The 16620-nt window shown below is 36.7% G+C and carries 17 protein-coding genes and 1 pseudogene; 17 read left to right on the forward strand and 1 reads right to left on the reverse strand.

The genetic code is table 11. From position 1 onward, the window contains the following. Positions 1 to 58: 58 nt before the first annotated feature. Positions 59 to 1684: a citramalate synthase gene (gene cimA, locus ACE4RR_RS06940; RefSeq protein WP_375534684.1), complete on the forward strand. Its 1626-nt coding sequence runs from the start codon at positions 59 to 61 to the stop codon at positions 1682 to 1684. A gap of 159 nt (positions 1685 to 1843) precedes the next feature. Here the strand turns inward: cimA and ACE4RR_RS06945 are convergent, their stop codons facing one another. Beyond that, a complete protein-coding gene (locus tag ACE4RR_RS06945; protein ID WP_375534685.1) occupies positions 1844 to 2671 on the reverse strand; it encodes an undecaprenyl-diphosphate phosphatase in 828 nt (275 codons plus the stop codon). 182 nt (positions 2672 to 2853) lie between these two features. Here ACE4RR_RS06945 and ACE4RR_RS06950 point away from each other — a divergent pair, with 182 nt between their 5' ends. The 16 genes and pseudogenes from ACE4RR_RS06950 to ACE4RR_RS07025 all read left to right on the forward strand — a co-directional run bounded on the left by ACE4RR_RS06950 (position 2854) and on the right by ACE4RR_RS07025 (position 16597). Next, entirely contained in the window at positions 2854 to 3378 is a 525-nt protein-coding gene (locus tag ACE4RR_RS06950) for a TlpA family protein disulfide reductase (protein WP_375534686.1), read from the forward strand. A 14-nt stretch (positions 3379 to 3392) separates the two neighbouring features. Further along, positions 3393 to 3938 carry an NUDIX hydrolase gene (locus ACE4RR_RS06955; RefSeq protein ID WP_375534687.1) on the forward strand — a complete coding sequence of 182 codons (546 nt, stop codon included), beginning with the start codon at positions 3393 to 3395 and terminating at the stop codon, positions 3936 to 3938. A gap of 74 nt (positions 3939 to 4012) precedes the next feature. Beyond that, positions 4013 to 4645 carry a stage II sporulation protein M gene (gene spoIIM / locus ACE4RR_RS06960; RefSeq protein ID WP_375534688.1) on the forward strand — a complete coding sequence of 211 codons (633 nt, stop codon included), beginning with the start codon at positions 4013 to 4015 and terminating at the stop codon, positions 4643 to 4645. Between the two features lie 124 nt (positions 4646 to 4769). Next, on the forward strand, positions 4770 to 5258 hold the full coding sequence (gene fur, locus ACE4RR_RS06965) for a ferric iron uptake transcriptional regulator (protein ID WP_375534689.1): 489 nt from the start codon (positions 4770 to 4772) through the stop codon (positions 5256 to 5258). 104 nt (positions 5259 to 5362) lie between these two features. Then, positions 5363 to 5554 (forward strand): DUF4227 family protein, encoded by a 192-nt coding sequence (locus ACE4RR_RS06970; protein ID WP_375534690.1) that lies wholly within the window; start codon positions 5363 to 5365, stop codon positions 5552 to 5554. A 4-nt stretch (positions 5555 to 5558) separates the two neighbouring features. Next, positions 5559 to 6446, forward strand: a complete 888-nt coding sequence (gene xerD / locus ACE4RR_RS06975) for a site-specific tyrosine recombinase XerD (protein ID WP_375534691.1) — start codon at positions 5559 to 5561, stop codon at positions 6444 to 6446. A gap of 61 nt (positions 6447 to 6507) precedes the next feature. Beyond that, positions 6508 to 7710 carry a phosphopentomutase gene (deoB, locus tag ACE4RR_RS06980; protein ID WP_375534692.1) on the forward strand — a complete coding sequence of 401 codons (1203 nt, stop codon included), beginning with the start codon at positions 6508 to 6510 and terminating at the stop codon, positions 7708 to 7710. Beyond that, entirely contained in the window at positions 7707 to 8543 is an 837-nt protein-coding gene (locus ACE4RR_RS06985; protein ID WP_375534693.1) for a purine-nucleoside phosphorylase, read from the forward strand. The genes deoB and ACE4RR_RS06985 overlap by 4 nt, the downstream gene beginning before the upstream one ends. Continuing rightward, positions 8540 to 9367, forward strand: coding sequence for a purine-nucleoside phosphorylase (locus tag ACE4RR_RS06990; protein WP_375534694.1), 828 nt, complete (start codon positions 8540 to 8542; stop codon positions 9365 to 9367). Before ACE4RR_RS06985 ends, ACE4RR_RS06990 begins: the two co-directional genes overlap by 4 nt. A 20-nt stretch (positions 9368 to 9387) precedes the next feature. Beyond that, positions 9388 to 9669 (forward strand): annotated as a pseudogene (gene deoA / locus ACE4RR_RS06995) (pyrimidine-nucleoside phosphorylase); the annotation flags it as partial. A 350-nt stretch (positions 9670 to 10019) separates the two neighbouring features. Continuing rightward, a complete protein-coding gene (locus ACE4RR_RS07000) occupies positions 10020 to 11321 on the forward strand; it encodes a pyrimidine-nucleoside phosphorylase (RefSeq protein WP_375534695.1) in 1302 nt (433 codons plus the stop codon). Positions 11322 to 11525: 204 nt separating this feature from the next. Further along, positions 11526 to 12716 (forward strand): hypothetical protein, encoded by a 1191-nt coding sequence (locus tag ACE4RR_RS07005; protein ID WP_375534696.1) that lies wholly within the window; start codon positions 11526 to 11528, stop codon positions 12714 to 12716. Beyond that, positions 12679 to 13194: a hypothetical protein gene (locus tag ACE4RR_RS07010; protein WP_375534697.1), complete on the forward strand. Its 516-nt coding sequence runs from the start codon at positions 12679 to 12681 to the stop codon at positions 13192 to 13194. Before ACE4RR_RS07005 ends, ACE4RR_RS07010 begins: the two co-directional genes overlap by 38 nt. After that, on the forward strand, positions 13191 to 13739 hold the full coding sequence (locus ACE4RR_RS07015; RefSeq protein WP_375534698.1) for a hypothetical protein: 549 nt from the start codon (positions 13191 to 13193) through the stop codon (positions 13737 to 13739). Before ACE4RR_RS07010 ends, ACE4RR_RS07015 begins: the two co-directional genes overlap by 4 nt. Positions 13740 to 13908: 169 nt before the next feature. Then, on the forward strand, positions 13909 to 15543 hold the full coding sequence (locus tag ACE4RR_RS07020) for an ATP-dependent nuclease (protein WP_375534699.1): 1635 nt from the start codon (positions 13909 to 13911) through the stop codon (positions 15541 to 15543). Further along, positions 15530 to 16597, forward strand: a complete 1068-nt coding sequence (locus ACE4RR_RS07025; RefSeq protein ID WP_375534700.1) for a UvrD-helicase domain-containing protein — start codon at positions 15530 to 15532, stop codon at positions 16595 to 16597. The genes ACE4RR_RS07020 and ACE4RR_RS07025 overlap by 14 nt, the downstream gene beginning before the upstream one ends. Positions 16598 to 16620 lie beyond the last annotated feature (23 nt).

Consider the following 16620-nt stretch of genomic DNA (forward strand, 5'->3'; position numbering starts at 1 on the left):
AAAGAGAGAATAATCTAAAATATTCGCAAAAAAGAGCGGCGAAACAGGAGGAATATGAGTGAATGCTGATGTCTGGCTTTACGATACAACGCTGAGAGATGGTACACAAGGAGAGGGAATAAGCTTATCTGTAGATGATAAATTAAAAATTGCGATTAAGCTGGACCAGCTCGGTGTACATTATATAGAAGGCGGGTGGCCCGGCAGCAATCCGAAAGACATGAATTTTTTTGAAGAAGCAAAGAAGCTTCCGCTGAATCAGGCGGTTATTACAGCTTTCGGAAGCACGAGAAGGCCTGGAATTAATGCAAAAGACGATGCGAACCTGGCAAGAATATTAGAAAGTGGTGCAGAAGCAGCGGCTATATTTGGAAAAACCTGGGATTTTCATGTAGAGGAAGCACTTCAAATTACGCTTGATGAAAACATTCAGATGATCTATGATTCGGTACGATTTTTAAAAGAAAATGGAATGGAAGTCATTTTTGATGCCGAACATTTCTTTGACGGGTTTAAAAATAATAAAACATTTGCTCTCAAGGCTGTTTTTGCCGCTGAAGAAGCCGGTGCGGACTGTGTTACGTTGTGTGACACAAACGGTGGAACGCTGCCCGATGAGATAGCTGAAATTATCATTGAGGTAAAAAAGGTATTACGGATACCGATTGGTATACATTGTCATAATGATGGTGAACTTGCTGTTGCCAATACACTTGAAGCTGTAAAAGCTGGAGCGGTTCATATCCAGGGTACCATGAACGGATACGGGGAAAGGTGCGGTAACGCAAATCTCGTATCAATTATTCCGAATCTGCAGCTGAAAATGGGCAGAGTCTGTGTCGCGGAGGATCAGCTTCGCCAGCTTACCGCAATTTCTAAATATGTTCATGAGATTGCCAATCAGACTCCGCCTAATAATCAGCCGTTTACAGGAAAGAGCGCCTTTGCCCATAAAGGTGGGATGCATGTAAGTGCAGTGCTGAAGCATCCGGAAACTTATGAGCACCTCGATCCGAAACTTATAGGCAACGAACGGCGGGTTCTCGTTTCAGAGCTTTCAGGACAGAGTAATTTGCTCTTTAAAGCAGAAGAACTGGGCTTTTCTCTTGATAAAAAAGATCCGGCTGTGAAAGAAACAATTGCTGAGATGAAAGAAATGGAACATAAAGGCTATCAGTATGAAGCGGCAGAAGCATCCTTTGAACTGCTGATCCGCAATGGCATAGGTGAAAACCACGAATATTTCCGACTTGACCATTTTAAGATATTTACTAATAAAGAAGAGGATTTATCATTATCAACCGAGGCACTTGTTAAAGTGAGCATAAATGGAGAGATGGTGATGACCGCCGCAGAAGGAAATGGACCTGTAAATGCTCTCGACCATGCCTTAAGAAAAGCTATTGGCGAATATTATCCCCTAGTCCGGGAAATGCATTTATCCGATTATAAGGTGAGGGTTCTTGATGATGCGGAAGCGACTGCTTCCGCTGTGAGAGTATTAATCGAATCATCTGACGGGAAAAATAAGTGGAGCACCATTGGTGTTTCGGAAAATATTGTAGAAGCAAGCTGGCATGCGCTTGCGGACAGTATCCGCTATTATTTTATGAAGCATCATGAGCGGCTTCAAACAGTTCGAAAAACAATGGCTATTCCGGAGCATGGGGTAAAAAATCATTAATCACAGTAATCATGCTTCTATTGAGAATAAAGCATAGTATGATAAAATTTGAAACTTTTGGTAACAGGTCTAAGCAGGAGACTCTGTTACCACTTTTATATGAAAGCCAAATTACCCCTCAACCTGAGAAGGCCATCATCTCAATTAAATGCATGATACTTAAAGTTCCACCTCTGCTGGATTAAGAAATAAAATAACAACGGCGGCAAGGAGAAAACAATACAATGCAAAGTAGATGAGACGTCCTTTATTCAAGAAATTGATGAGTAAAAGGATTCCGAAGTAGGAGGCAACAAACGAAGCGATCATTGCACCAATGAGCGGTCCTGTACCGACAGAAGCAAGGGAACCGGCTGATACATCTCCTATCGCCATCACTGTAGAGCCAAGAATAACCGGGATAGATAGTAAAAAGGAATATCGTACTGCTGTGTCTCTATTAAGACCTGCGTATAATCCTGCAATTAATGTAGTTCCGGATCTGGAAAGACCGGGGATGACCGCTAGTGCCTGGGCCACCCCGATAATAATGGAGTCAACGATAGTTAAATCCTTTTCTGTTCTGCTTCCAATCGTGTGAAATCGTTCAATAAGAATTAAAAAGAGTCCTGTTAATGCGAGAGAGCCTCCAATCACAGAAGGAGTTTTTAAATTTTCCGCCATCACATCTTCTAAAATTATTCCTAATACTCCGGTAATTATCGTAGCGATTACAATATAGATACTAAAATAAAATTCAGTCCGGTCCTGCGGATTTTTTTTGGATATGTATCGAAAAAAGCTGGTCAACAGCTGAATAATGTCTTCTCTATAAAACAATATCACCGCTGCCACAGAACCTAAATGAAGAAAAATCTCAAATGATAGTCCAGGAATACTATATCCGAGCATCATTTGTGCTATTATGACGTGCGCCGTACTTGAGATGGGCAGAAATTCTGCAATTCCCTGAACCACCCCGAATATTACTGCTTCTAAAAAGCTCATAAATTTCACTCCTCATTTCAAAGTCCTCTGTTAGTTTAGCAAATGAATGGATAACTGCAAAGAGTGAAAATCATTTGTCTTAGACTGTTCACAGCTTCCTTTTTTCAACCGTATGATTATTATTCAAAACCTAGTACAATATGTAGTAATTCACACTGCTACGAATTAGGAGGAAGCAGACGTTGAACAGTAAATGGAGAACAACTGTTATTTTAGGATTGGCAGTGGCAGCAGTCGCGTATGTATTTTTTACAAATGTAACGGTGCCAAAGGTTGGATCAGATGTTGGAGATGCCGCGCCTGATTTTCAAGCTTCATCATATCAGGGGGAGAAACTCTCATTATCATCCTTTGAAGAGGATGTTGTTATCTTAAACATGTGGGCTTCCTGGTGTGAACCATGCACGGAAGAAATTCCTGCTTTAATAGATATTCATGAAAATTATCAGAGTGAAGGGCTGACACTGGTGACTCTCAACATGAATTCTTATGAAAGAACACGTGAAGACGGTGAAAATTTTGTAAAAGAATTAGATATGACTCGAACGCCCGCTTTAATCGATGAAGATGGAAGTATTGCGGAGGTTTATAATATTCAGGCCCTTCCTACCACCTACATTATTGACAGAAACGGCATCATTGTTGAAAAAATATCAGGAGAAGTAAGCTTTGCGCAGCTTGACCAAATAATTCAAGAATATATGTAAAAGGAGTAACCGTCATGAATATGGAAGAGAAAACGATACATAAAAAAAAGATATTCGAAGGTAAGATAATTGAGCTCGATGTTCACGAAGTTGAATTACCTGATGGAAAGAAAAGCAAAAGGGAAATTATCACCCATCCTGGTGCTGTTGCTGTTATTGCAAGAAATGCAGCCGGAAAAATTATTATGGTGAAACAATACCGCAAGGCTCTAGAAAAACATTTGGTTGAGATTCCGGCAGGAAAGCTGGAAAAAGGAGAAGATGCCAGGAGCTCAGCCGCACGGGAGCTAGAAGAAGAAACAGGCTATAAGGCGAAAACATTCGACTATCTTCAATCCTTTTACACTTCGCCCGGTTTTGCAGACGAAATTGTTTATCTTTTTGAAGCCGGCTCTTTATATGAAGGAAGTGCCGGCACTGATGAGGATGAATTTGTAGATGTGATCGAAGTGGATTTAAAGGAAGCGCAGGCGATGATAGAAAATGAAGAGATTCATGACGCAAAAACAGTGTTTGCAATCCAGTATCTGCTTTTAAAAGAGCGTGACAGCTTTAAATAGAATCCTCAGGTAATAGAAAGGCCTTCCCGGTCATAGGATGAAAAAGGACATGCTCACAGGGGAGGCCTTTTACTATGCTGCATACACTTTCTTTACATGTTCGGCGACATGTAAAAGAGCAACAGTCACTCTATTGGTTCACCTTTGTTTTACTGATGATGGGCGTATTTTTTGGGGCAGTTCTTGTGAACAGCCTGCCGCTTGGAATAAAAAATGATCTTCATCGCTATGTACAGCAATTTTTAACGCAATTTGAAAAAGGCTCTTTCGTTACGTCTGCTCAAATATTTAAGCAGAGTCTATCACATCATGCAGGTTATATTGGATTAATGTGGGTGCTCGGACTTTCAGTTGCAGGAGTGCCTTTTATCCTTATTCTGCTGTTTTTAAAAGGAGTTGTATCCGGCTTTACAATCGGATTTCTCGTGCAGCAGATGGGAAGTAAAGGATTTTTCCTGGCGGTTGCGTCAATTTTACCACAGAATATTGTAGTCATCCCATGTTATATGATTATGTCAGCAGTTTCGATTGGTATCTCTCTAAGTATTATTAAACATCTATTTAAACAAAATCGCTCCAGCTATATACCTGCTGTACTGACACGATCTTTGATGGCTGCCTGCTTTGTGCTCGTAATGCTCGCATCTGCTTCATTATTCGAAGGATATATCTCTCCCATTTTCATCAGACTTGTTATAGGAGAGTGATAATCACTTCCTTTTCTCATTTAATAATTATTATAATGTGCTATTGATTATTATTATTATTTGACACCCTCTATGGCAAAATATATAATAATTATAGCCGTTTCAACAAGGGGAGTGTTCATAGATGGAGCAACGAATTGACCGCATAAAAAAACACCTTCATTCTCAAAGCTATAAGCTGACACCCCAGAGGGAAGCTACAGTAAGAGTCCTTCTCGAAAACGAAGAAGACCACTTAAGTGCGGAGGATGTTTATCTGCTCGTAAAAGAAAAAGCACCGGAGATCGGTCTGGCTACCGTATACCGGACACTTGAACTACTTAATGATTTAGAAATCGTAGATAAAATTAATTTCGGTGATGGAGTATCCCGCTATGATCTCCGCAAGGAAGGAGCAGATCATTTTCATCATCATCTTGTCTGCATTGAATGCGGCTCTGTTGATGAAATACAGGAAGATCTGCTCGGAGATGTTGAGAAAATAGTAGAACGGGACTGGGATTTTAAAATAAAAGACCATCGTCTTACCTTTCACGGTGTATGCCACCGCTGCAAGACAAATACAAGAGAAGAAAGCCCGAACAAAAATGAAGAAGTAAGCAATATACGTTAAAACCTTTTCAGCAGAAGAGGTTTTTCTTTTTGATTACGTTTAAAATTCTCTTTCTTTGTCATAGCTAGAGTATATGTTACTGAGCTTAGAAAAGAGGGAACAACATGAAAGTATGGATATCTTATATGGCGGATGTAATGAAGCTTTTCATCGTATTTATCATCTGCATTTTCGTTTTTTATTATGGTATTGTAAGGTTAAGTGAAGAATATGAAGCTGATGAGAGACTGAAGGCTCCAGAAAAAGAAGCTGAACAGGTGTATCAAATGGAGATGGAAGACAAGGGGGCTGAATGAAAAGGTGGAAGAGGACATTCACGATTTTATTCATTACTGTCAGGTGGAAAAAGGGCTCTCCGATAACACCCTGCGCTCTTACAATCGAGATCTGACACAATATATAAAATTTTTAACAGCACAAAATATAAAAGAAGTTTCTGAGATTGATAGAACTCATATTCTTCAATACTTATACGAACTCAAGGATTCGGGAAGATCTGCTTCAACCTTAGCAAGAAATATATCCTCACTGCGCGCTTTCCACCAATTTCTTCTTAGAGAGCAGCGCTCTACTAAGGATCCTTCCGAATTGATAGAAATTCCTCGGGGAGAAAAAAAGCTTCCAGATATACTGACTCCAAAAGAGGTAGAAAAACTTCTTGAAGCAGCAGATGGAGTAAATTCCTTTGACCGGAGAAATAAAGCGATGCTTGAGTTAATGTATGCAACCGGACTGCGGGTCAGTGAACTCTGCAGTCTGGAAAAAGGTGATATTCACCTGCAGATGGGGTTTGTACATTGCACGGGCAAAGGAAGTAAAGAACGGATTGTCCCGCTTGGAAAAATTGCCGGTGAAGCTATTGAACGATATATACATAAAGCGAGACCACAGCTAATGAAAAATAGAAAGCATGATATTTTGTTTGTTAACCATTTAGGGACAGGGCTTTCGAGACAGGGCTTTTGGAAGATTCTTAAAAAATCTGCAGTAAAAGCCGGATTGGGCAAAAAACTGACCCCTCATACGCTGCGCCACTCTTTTGCGACCCATCTGCTTGAAAATGGGGCGGATCTTCGAGCAGTCCAAGAAATGCTCGGCCACTCCGATATTTCTACAACACAAATTTATACGCACGTCTCCACCCATAAATTGAAAGATGTGTATCATCATTACCATCCGAGAGCTTAATTATGCTAAGATAGCTTCGGTTTTATTATTATTTAGATTATACGGGAAAGGCGGCTTAACATTGCAAAATAAAGTTTTTAATAGAGTGTTTGTAATCGTAATGGATTCGGTAGGAATTGGTGAAGCACCGGATGCGGGGAGTTTTGGGGATATTGGAGCAGATACACTCGGACACATTGCTGAAAAATGTAATGGCTTACGTATGCCTGCAATGGAAAAGCTTGGGCTTGGCCGCATAAAGCAGGTGAAAGGAATCGAAACAACAGATTCACCGCTTGCTCACTACGGAGTAATGGAAGAAGCTTCGAACAGTAAAGATACAATGACCGGACATTGGGAAATGATGGGACTTCATTTGAAAGAACCATTCAGAACATTTCCTGACGGCTTTCCAAAGGAATTAATCAGCAGGCTCGAGCAGGAAACCGGTAGAAAAGTGATTGGAAATAAAGTTGCTTCTGGTACCGAAATTATTAAAGAGCTTGGAGAGGAGCATGTAAAAACGGGCAGCATCATCGTTTATACATCTGCTGATTCTGTGCTGCAGATTGCGGCACATGAAGAAGTCGTTTCGATTGATGAGCTCTATGACATTTGTAAAAAAGCGAGAGAAATGACATACGATGCGCCTTATATGCTGGGCAGAATTATTGCAAGACCGTTTATTGGTCCTTCCGGGGCGTTTGTGAGAACTGCCAACCGTCACGACTATGCACTCAAGCCATTTGGGAAAACCGTCATGAATACTCTTGAAGAAGCAGGCTATGATAGTCTCGCTATCGGCAAGATAAGTGATATTTTCGATGGAGAAGGTGTAACGCAGTCTATCCGCACCACCTCTAATAATGATGGGATGGATCGAATGATCGAAACAGCCGGTAAATCGTTTAACGGTCTCAGCTTTTTGAACCTTGTAGATTTTGATGCTAAGTTCGGACACCGCCGGGATCCTGAAGGTTATGGAAAGGCGCTCGAAGAGTTTGACAGACAGCTTCCTGATCTTATTAAAATTCTGAAAGAGGATGATTTACTTATCATAACGGCAGATCACGGCAATGATCCTGTCCATCCGGGAACCGACCATACACGGGAAATTGTTCCGCTTCTTGCTTATACTCCATCGAAGTCCCCAGGGGAATTCCTGGGGGTGAGACAAACATTTGCAGATATCGGAGCAACCATCGCGGATAATTTCCAAGTGAAGATGCCTGATTATGGAAGCAGTTTTTTGCAAAGTTTAAAATGGGAAGGAAGAGATAAATGACCACTAATGATTTAAGCATGAAGGCAGCTGAATATTTAAAAGCTCATATACAAGAAGTACCTGCAACAGGTTTGATCCTTGGCTCAGGTCTCGGTGTTCTTGCAGATGAGATAAAAAATCCAATAAATATCTCCTACCAGGACATTCCCGGATTTCCCGTTTCGACAGTGGAAGGTCATGCCGGCAGACTTGTATTCGGAAGACTTGAAGGAAAGCCTGTCGCCGCGATGCAAGGCCGCTTCCACTATTATGAGGGCTATTCGATGAAAGATGTTACTTTTCCTGTACGCGTGATGAAAGCACTGGGCGTTAATACGTTGCTCGTTACCAATGCTGCTGGAGGAGTGAACGAGTCCTTTAAAGCAGGAAATCTTATGTTGATTACCGACCATATAAATATGATGGGTGCTAATCCTCTGATTGGAAAAAATGATGATTCTCTAGGAACACGTTTTCCAGACATGTCATCTGTTTATTCAAAAACGTTATTTGAATCGGCACGACAGGGTGCAGAAAAGCTTCAAATATCCCTTCAGGAGGGAGTGTACGCTGCCAATACAGGTCCAGCATATGAAACACCTGCAGAAATTCGTATGCTTAGACTGCTGGGGGCGGATGCAGTTGGTATGTCTACCGTTCCTGAAGTGATAGCAGCCGGTCACAGTGGCATGAAGGTCCTTGGCATATCCTGCATATCCAATATGGCTGCCGGCATTCTTGACCAGCCACTATCGCATGATGAAGTAATGGAAACAACTGAGCGGGTCAAAGAGCAATTTTTGGCCCTTATGAAAGAGATCGTAAGTAGTATGAAAGAGGATGAGGAACAATGAAAAATATCGCAGAAAAAGCAAAAGAGGCAGCTGAATTCATCCAAAACCTTACAGAAGAAGCACCACAGATTGGATTAATTCTAGGATCCGGCCTCGGTGATTTAGCTGAAGAAATAGATCAGTCTGTAAAAATTGAATACAAAGACATCCCTCATTTTCCTGTTTCTACCGTTGAAGGCCATGCTGGACGTCTTGTAATCGGGACTTTAAAAGGAAAAAAGGTTATCGCGATGCAGGGCCGTTTCCATTATTACGAAGGGTACTCTATGCAGGAAGTTACTTTTCCAGTCCGGGTGATGAAATCACTCGGAGCAGAATTCCTATTTGTAACAAACGCTTGTGGAGGGATGAATAAAAATTTTCAGCCAGGAGACTTAATGATTATAGAAGATCATTTGAATATGACAGGGCAAAATCCTCTGATCGGACCTAATGATGATCAACTCGGCCCCCGGTTCCCGGACATGAGTTCCGCTTACGATAAAACCTGTATCAGCGCTGCCCTCCATGCTGGGGAGTCCCTCGGCTTACGCCTGCAGAAAGGGGTTTACGCAGGAATTACAGGACCTGCATTTATGACAGCAGCTGAATTAATTATGCTCCGCAGATTCGGAGGAGATGTTGTCGGAATGTCTACTGTTCCAGAGGTTATCGTCGCAAATCATGCAGGCCTGCGGGTTCTTGGTATCTCTTGTGTCACAGACATGGCTATTGGAGAAGAATTAGAAGGAGTCAGTCATGAACAAGTGATGGCAGCCGCAGCGAAGACAAAACCGAAATTTATTTCATTGGTAAAAGAAGTAATTCAATCTTTACCTGCTTGATAGAAAGGGCGGAATTGAATATGAGAATGGTAGATATTATTTCTAAAAAAAGGGATGGAAAAATTCTCACCGACGAAGAGATCCGTTGGTTTGTGAATGGCTACAGCAGTGGAGAAATCCCTGATTACCAGGCATCTGCCCTGGCAATGGCTGTTTACTTCCAAGACATGACACAAAATGAATCAGCTTCACTTACGTATGCGATGGCTGAATCAGGAGATCAGCTTGACTTATCTGAAATTCAAGGAACAAAAGTAGACAAGCATTCCACCGGTGGTGTAGGAGACAACCACTCCATAGTTGAGCGAACACTCACCATAAACCTCACTAAAGACTGGCACCTTAATATTTATGAATATATAGGCAGACTTATCAAAAAAGCATTTTTATTTAGAAATTGGATTTTAAATTATAGAGAAGTCAGAACTAGCTCTATAAGTGATATATCAATAAAAACTAATATTAATGAATCAACATGTAAAGAAATAATTAGAGGAATTAGGCTCCCGAGCTATAAAAATGTTATGAAAATAGTAGATGCATATTCTATAGACATAAATTGTTTTATTAAATATATTAACGAAGATGTGAAACCTGAGTTCTTATTTACCCAGGTGAGAAACTGTCTAAGATTGAATGGGGTGGTATGTTCATGAGAATGGTAGATGTCGTACAGAAAAAAAGAGATAGCCAAAAATTAACAACAGAAGAAATATATTTTTTTGTAAATGGTTATACAGAAGGAAAAATTCCTGATTATCAAGTTTCTGCTTTAATGATGGCAATTTATTTTAATGGGATGGATAAAGAAGAAACTGCTGATTTAACAAGGGCAATGGCATCATCTGGGGACATGATTGATTTATCTCCTATCCAAGGTTTTAAAGTAGATAAGCATTCTACTGGAGGTGTGGGAGATAAAACCAGCTTTATTGTAGCCCCTTTGGTTGCTTCAGTAGGCGTACCTGTTGCTAAAATGTCAGGAAGAGGTCTTGGACATACCGGGGGTACTATAGATAAATTAGAATCCATTTCTGGATTCCAAACTGAATTATCTAGAGAACAATTTATTAATAATGTGAATACTCATAAATTGTCATTAGTTGGTCAAAGTGGAAACTTAGCACCAGCAGATAAAAAAATTTACGCTCTAAGGGATGTAACAGCAACGGTTGACTCTCTCCCTTTGATTGCTAGTTCAATCATGAGTAAAAAGATTGCGTCTGGTGCTGATGGGATAGTACTTGATGTAAAAACAGGATCTGGTGCTTTTATGAAAACATTGGAGGAATCTCAGGCTCTTGCTGAAGCTATGGTTACTATTGGAAACAATGTTGGCAAGAAAACAGTTGCTGTGATAAGCGATATGAATCAACCTCTTGGATTTGAAATTGGAAATGCTAATGAAATTAAAGAAGCAGTGGAAGTACTGCAAGGGAAAAATATTCAGGATTTGCGTGAACTCTCATTGGTACTTGGATCACACATGGCGGTATTAGCAGGGGTTTTTGATGATACTGAATCAGCTTTTAAAGAGCTTGAGAAAAATCTTGAAAACGGAAAGGCATTTGAAGCATTTAAAAATTTCGTTATTGCTCAAGGTGGGGATGTAGATCAAATTGTGAATGTAAGTAAACTTCCAGAAGCTAAATATCACATTGATGTAAAGGCAGATACTGAAGGTTTTGTGAGCGAAATAGATGCTGAATCCATAGGAATTGCTGCGATGTATTTAGGTGCCGGCAGAGCTTCAAAAGATGACTTAGTTAATCATGCTGTTGGTATTACTTTAAATAAGAAAATCGGTGACTCTGTTAGTGCAGGAGAAACAATTGCAATTATACATTCAAATGATAGAGAACCAAATAAATCAATTATGAAAATTAGAGCAGCGTATAATATAGAAAATTCTAAGACTAACCCCAATAATTTAATAAATGAGGTCATAAGTTAAACTACTTACAAGGTTATGTATATCATTTATTTTCGAAAAAGTTGAGAAGCTATTTCTCAACTTTTTTTGATGAGTTTTTCCCAAATCATTCCTATATAATGTTAAAATTGACAAGAATATGTTGGATTCAGTACTTTATACATAGTGTAAAGATCTCGAAATTTTTAATTAATATTCCCACCAGATTTATAAGGAGAGAAGAATATGGGCGCCGACACAGAGAAAAAATATACTTTAAGGAAAGATTTTAAAAAGAATATTACAAATACTCCTTTAAAGAATTTTTTAAGAAAATATAGTATTCAATTTACTGAAATTAGCGAAGATTTAATAAGCAAACTAGAAGAAAATGTCGATAATGGTAAAATTCCATATAACGATCTTTATGAGTTTTTAGAACATGAAACGAGATATGGTCACAACAGAACTATGTTTTGTTATGAAATAGCTACTGAAGATTTAAATAAAATAAGGTCATTAAATATCACAAAATTGGAAAATTTATTGAGAATAAAAGGCTGGGAATTACCAGAACTACAATTAATTGATTTTTATTTACCTGAAAAATTGTTATTAGCTGAGTATACGATATCTACCTGCAAAGAAATTAATTTGACTTTCGTTGAAACTATAAATATTTCAGGCAATGAAGATAAAGTAATTAAAAAAGATAATAATTTCTATTTTGTAACAATTAATCCTAATGAAAAAATATTTAGTGTGAGAATGCGACCAAGAGCTAATGCAGTTAAAGTAGTTGGAGGAAATATATCTAATAAGATAAACGATGTTCAGCTTTTTTATAAAATTAAGAAAATTATTGAAGACATTTTCAGTATAAATTTAATTACATCAATTTTTTTTAAGAATACTCTCTATGAAATTGCTAAAGACATGACAGAAAAAGGGGAGGAAGAATGGAAAAAAGAGGTAAGTAAATATAAAAAGGAAATTAATGATTTTGCAGAAGAAATGCAAAGTAAATTACCCGGCATTGATCCTGAAATTTTTGATTTAAAATTTCGGCTTACTAGATTATTTGAACGAGCATTAATCAAAAGTAATTTTACACAGTTAAAAGTTAATAAACCTGGGAAAAAAGGATACGTTCATATGTTTCATTTTTCTGATAAGGCAGGTGGAAAAATAAAAGCAAGCTCCAAAGAAAAAGAAAAAGCCATAGAGCTATCAGAAATATATTACGATACTAGAGACACTATAGATAAGTCAAGAGCATACGACATACTGTGGGTTTATTGGTTTCAGAAGAATGAGATTTTACGAACAAAATTAGAAGCAACTAGTGAATATTACCAAATACATTTTTATAAATATCTGAGTAAGGATGATATATTTCATGTACTTTCCGAAATTAGAAATTATCAAAACAAATAAGTATATGAATGATTATTTAGTGAATAAATTTGATAGTTGGTTAGCGACACAATCTGAAATGTATTCTGATTACCTTAATCCGTTTTCATTTATACAAGAAAGCAACATCGATAAAAAATTAGGGTTGTTAGTTTTTGCTCTAGCTGCCTCAGAAGAGTATTTCACAGCTACTGATCCTTTACTTAAAATTAAATATTTGGTTGACTGTCCAAATTGTTTAAATAATTATAAAACGTATTTTGATCGTAAGGAAATTCCTAATACCTATGTTGGTTGTGAAACAGAAGAATGTGATGATTTTAACCCATCACAACATCCAGAAAGAATTAATATATTTTTTGAACGTTTGGAAAAACCAATTATAAAAGACGACGATGCATTGCAAATTTATGAAAAGGTTGATGTGTCACCTTTAACTTATGCCGATGAAGATTTTGAAAAATGTATGTGGAAGCTTGAAGAGAAAAAAGGGTTATGACAAAATTAGCTGGTCTATTGTTTGTAATTCTAATAACTTTTCTAATTTTAATATTAGACAAGTCAAACTTGCGTATTGATGTCATAAATACTTATCTCGTTATATTTTCAACAATCGGAGGATCCATTATTGGTGGAATAGTAGCTTTTTATGTAGCAAAAATGCAAGTAGAGGCAAATAAAAATTTAGAAAAATTAAAAGAAAGAAAATTGGAAAGAACTATTTGTTTATTAGTCATAAGTGATTTGGAGGATACCTTAGAACGATTTAATTTATTTTTAGCAAATAATAAAGATAATGAGTTTTCAGTTGAAAGCCTTAAAAAGGCTACAGAATTAGATTCTTTAATTAAATTTAAAAATGAATTTATTTATCTTTTAGAAAAAGATACAGATATAAAAAAATTTTCTTCTGTAGTTAATAGGTTCTCATTTTTGAAAAATCAAGAAAGTAAAACTGTTGAAAGAGAGAGCATTGAAAAACTAATTAAGTCTGGTGATCAGATTAAAAAGTTAATTAAATGTTTACTAAAATCTAAAAATTAAATATCTATCGAAAAAACTTGTAATTATGATGTCACTTTGAAAAATTATTAATATTAATAAGTGACTGGCTTTATAATGTTTTTTGAAGAAACGAGTATTATTGTAGCTCCATGAGGTGTTAAGTATGCTACTCCATTTCTAAAATCTCTGTCAAAGTAGGTGGAACGATATGTCTTTAGAAAGGATTATTGTAGAGAACTACAAACATTTTCAAGATTTAGATTTATATATAAACAATGATATGAATGTGTTAATTGGAAATAATGGAACGGGAAAATCTTCAATTCTAGAGATGGTACATTTGGCATTAACAGGTTATCTTCGAAATCGACCTATTTATCATGAAATTAATCCATACCTTTTTAATATAGAGACTACAAAAAAATTTCTTGAGGAAGCTATACGTTACCGAAATGAAGAGATTGAGACAGTGACTCCACCAACAATAATGATTGAAATATTTTTTTCTGAGGATGAAGATCAAGACTTAAATAAGTTTCGTGGAAGTGAAAACTCAGAGACCAAGGATCATCTGGGATTTACTTTTAAAATAAAATTTGACGAGAGGTACGAGGAGGAGTATTTAGAATACCTAAAAAATAAAGAGATATCTTTTATTCCAACTGAATTCTATATGGTAGAGTGGAAAAGTTTCGGTGATCATAATATTACCCCACGATCAATACCTTTTAAATCATATTTTATAGATTCTAGTGATTCATCCTTTAGTCAATTACCACAAAAACATTTTATGGGAATAATTGATAATACATTAGAGAAAAAGCAACGAGCAAATCTTTCAGTATTGTATCGTGAATACAAAGAGCAGTTTGCAAAACATGAAGAAGTGAGAAAATTAAATAAAAGTTTGAATGAGAAGAAACAAGGTTCATTTAGTGAAGAAGACTCTTCAGAAATAGCCCTTTCATTAGATGTCAGTCGTAAAACAAGTTGGGAAACTGCTGTAAACGCATATATTGATAACATTCCATTTGAAAATATCGGAACTGGGAATCAAAATATGTTGAAATCAGTTTATGCAGTACAGAATCGAAGAGAAAAACAGACTATATTGTTAATGGAAGAGCCTGAGAATCACTTATCTTTTGCAAACATGCGAAAATTACTTAATCGGTTGATGGAATTATCCGACGATCAACAAATCTTCGTATCAACACATGAATCATATATCCTAAACAAACTACATTTAAATAAACTTATTTTACTTAGCAAATGGGGAAATAGTTCATTTAATGAATTATCTAAAGATACTGTTAGATATTTTCAAAAACTTCCTAGTTATAATACATTACGCTTTATTTTATCAAGTAAAGTCATATTAGTGGAAGGCCCAGCAGATGAATTGATTGTAACTAAATGTTATATGGATCAACATAATGGGAAGACACCTCTAGACGATGGTGTCGATGTTTTTAGTGTAAACGGATTATCATTTAAACGTTTTTTAGATATTGCAAAACTAATAGAGATAAATACCTGTGTGGTAACCGATAACGACGGAAATTTCCAGCAAAATATAGAGAACAAATATATGGAATATAGAATGCCTTATATTAAAATATGTGCTGACACGAATAACAATTTAAACACTCTCGAACCTCAGCTTTTATTTAAAGGTAATAATTTTGAGCGTCTTAAAAAGGTGTTAAAGAAACCTGATATTACTATAGAAGAGATGAATAAATTTATGGAAGGTAATAAAACAGATTGGGCATTAGAAGTATTTCTTGATCAGGAAGAAAATTTTGAGTATCCGAGGTATATTTTAGATGCTGTACATTAAAAGAATTATACAGGCTGGCGCTGGCACAGGAAAAACAACGCTACTCATTAATGAAGCCCAACAATTAATGTTAGAAGGGAAAGTTCTTTACCTTACATTTACAAGAAACAATTTACGTTCGATGAAAGAGGATATTGTTAAAAAAGAGGGAATTGTCCCACAAAAAATTGAATGTCGAACTTGGATAGAATTTTTGCTCAACGAGTTAGCAAAACCTTATCGTAAGATGTTAGGTATGCCACCCATTGAAGGTCTAGATAATACCAGGGAGAGTGAGATCCCGAAAATAAAGGGAGTGAATTCTAAAACTAAACGCTATTATATAAATAAGCAAAATAATCTTTATTCTGAAAGATTGGCACAATTTGTTGTTAATGCTAATTATATCACTAAAGGTTGTATATCTAACAGAATACAAAAGATGTATAGTACTGTTCTTATTGATGAGATACAAGATTTAAATGGACATGACTTGGAAGTTTTAAGGTTATTATATTATTTGGATTGTAATATCATCTTGGTTGGAGACCATAGACAATCAACTTATTCAACAAATACTAGTCGAATGCATACACAGTACAAAAATGAGAAAATCTTTAATTTCTTTATAACAGAAATGGGAATTTCTAATATTGAGTCATTAAACATATGTTATCGATGTAATCAGGAGATATGCGATTTCGTTAATCCTCTTTTTAATGATCTGAACTTAATAGCTGACATTCAACGTAAACGACATGATACTGAAGGTATTTATCTTATAGATAATCAAGAAAGCTTACTTGATTATGTAGAGGAAAACTCACCTACGCTCCTTTACTATGATCGTAGATCTTTACCGAGGGCTAAAAAATTGGGTTTGCCAAATCACATAGAACATATGACGTTCGGAAATTCTAAAGGATTAACAAGGAACCATGTTTTAATTTTTCCTACCAAGAATATAAAAAATCATGCGATAGGACGCGAATCAAATATAAAAGGACAAACATTGGCAAAATATTACGTAGCACTCACTCGAGCAAAACATTCAGTTGCTATCTATATTGGATAATAAATCCTTGGTAAACTTTTAAA

The sequence above is a fragment of the Alteribacillus sp. HJP-4 genome (genome assembly GCF_042139015.1).
In the GTDB taxonomy this organism is placed as follows: Bacteria; Bacillota; Bacilli; order Bacillales; family Marinococcaceae; genus JBHIKY01.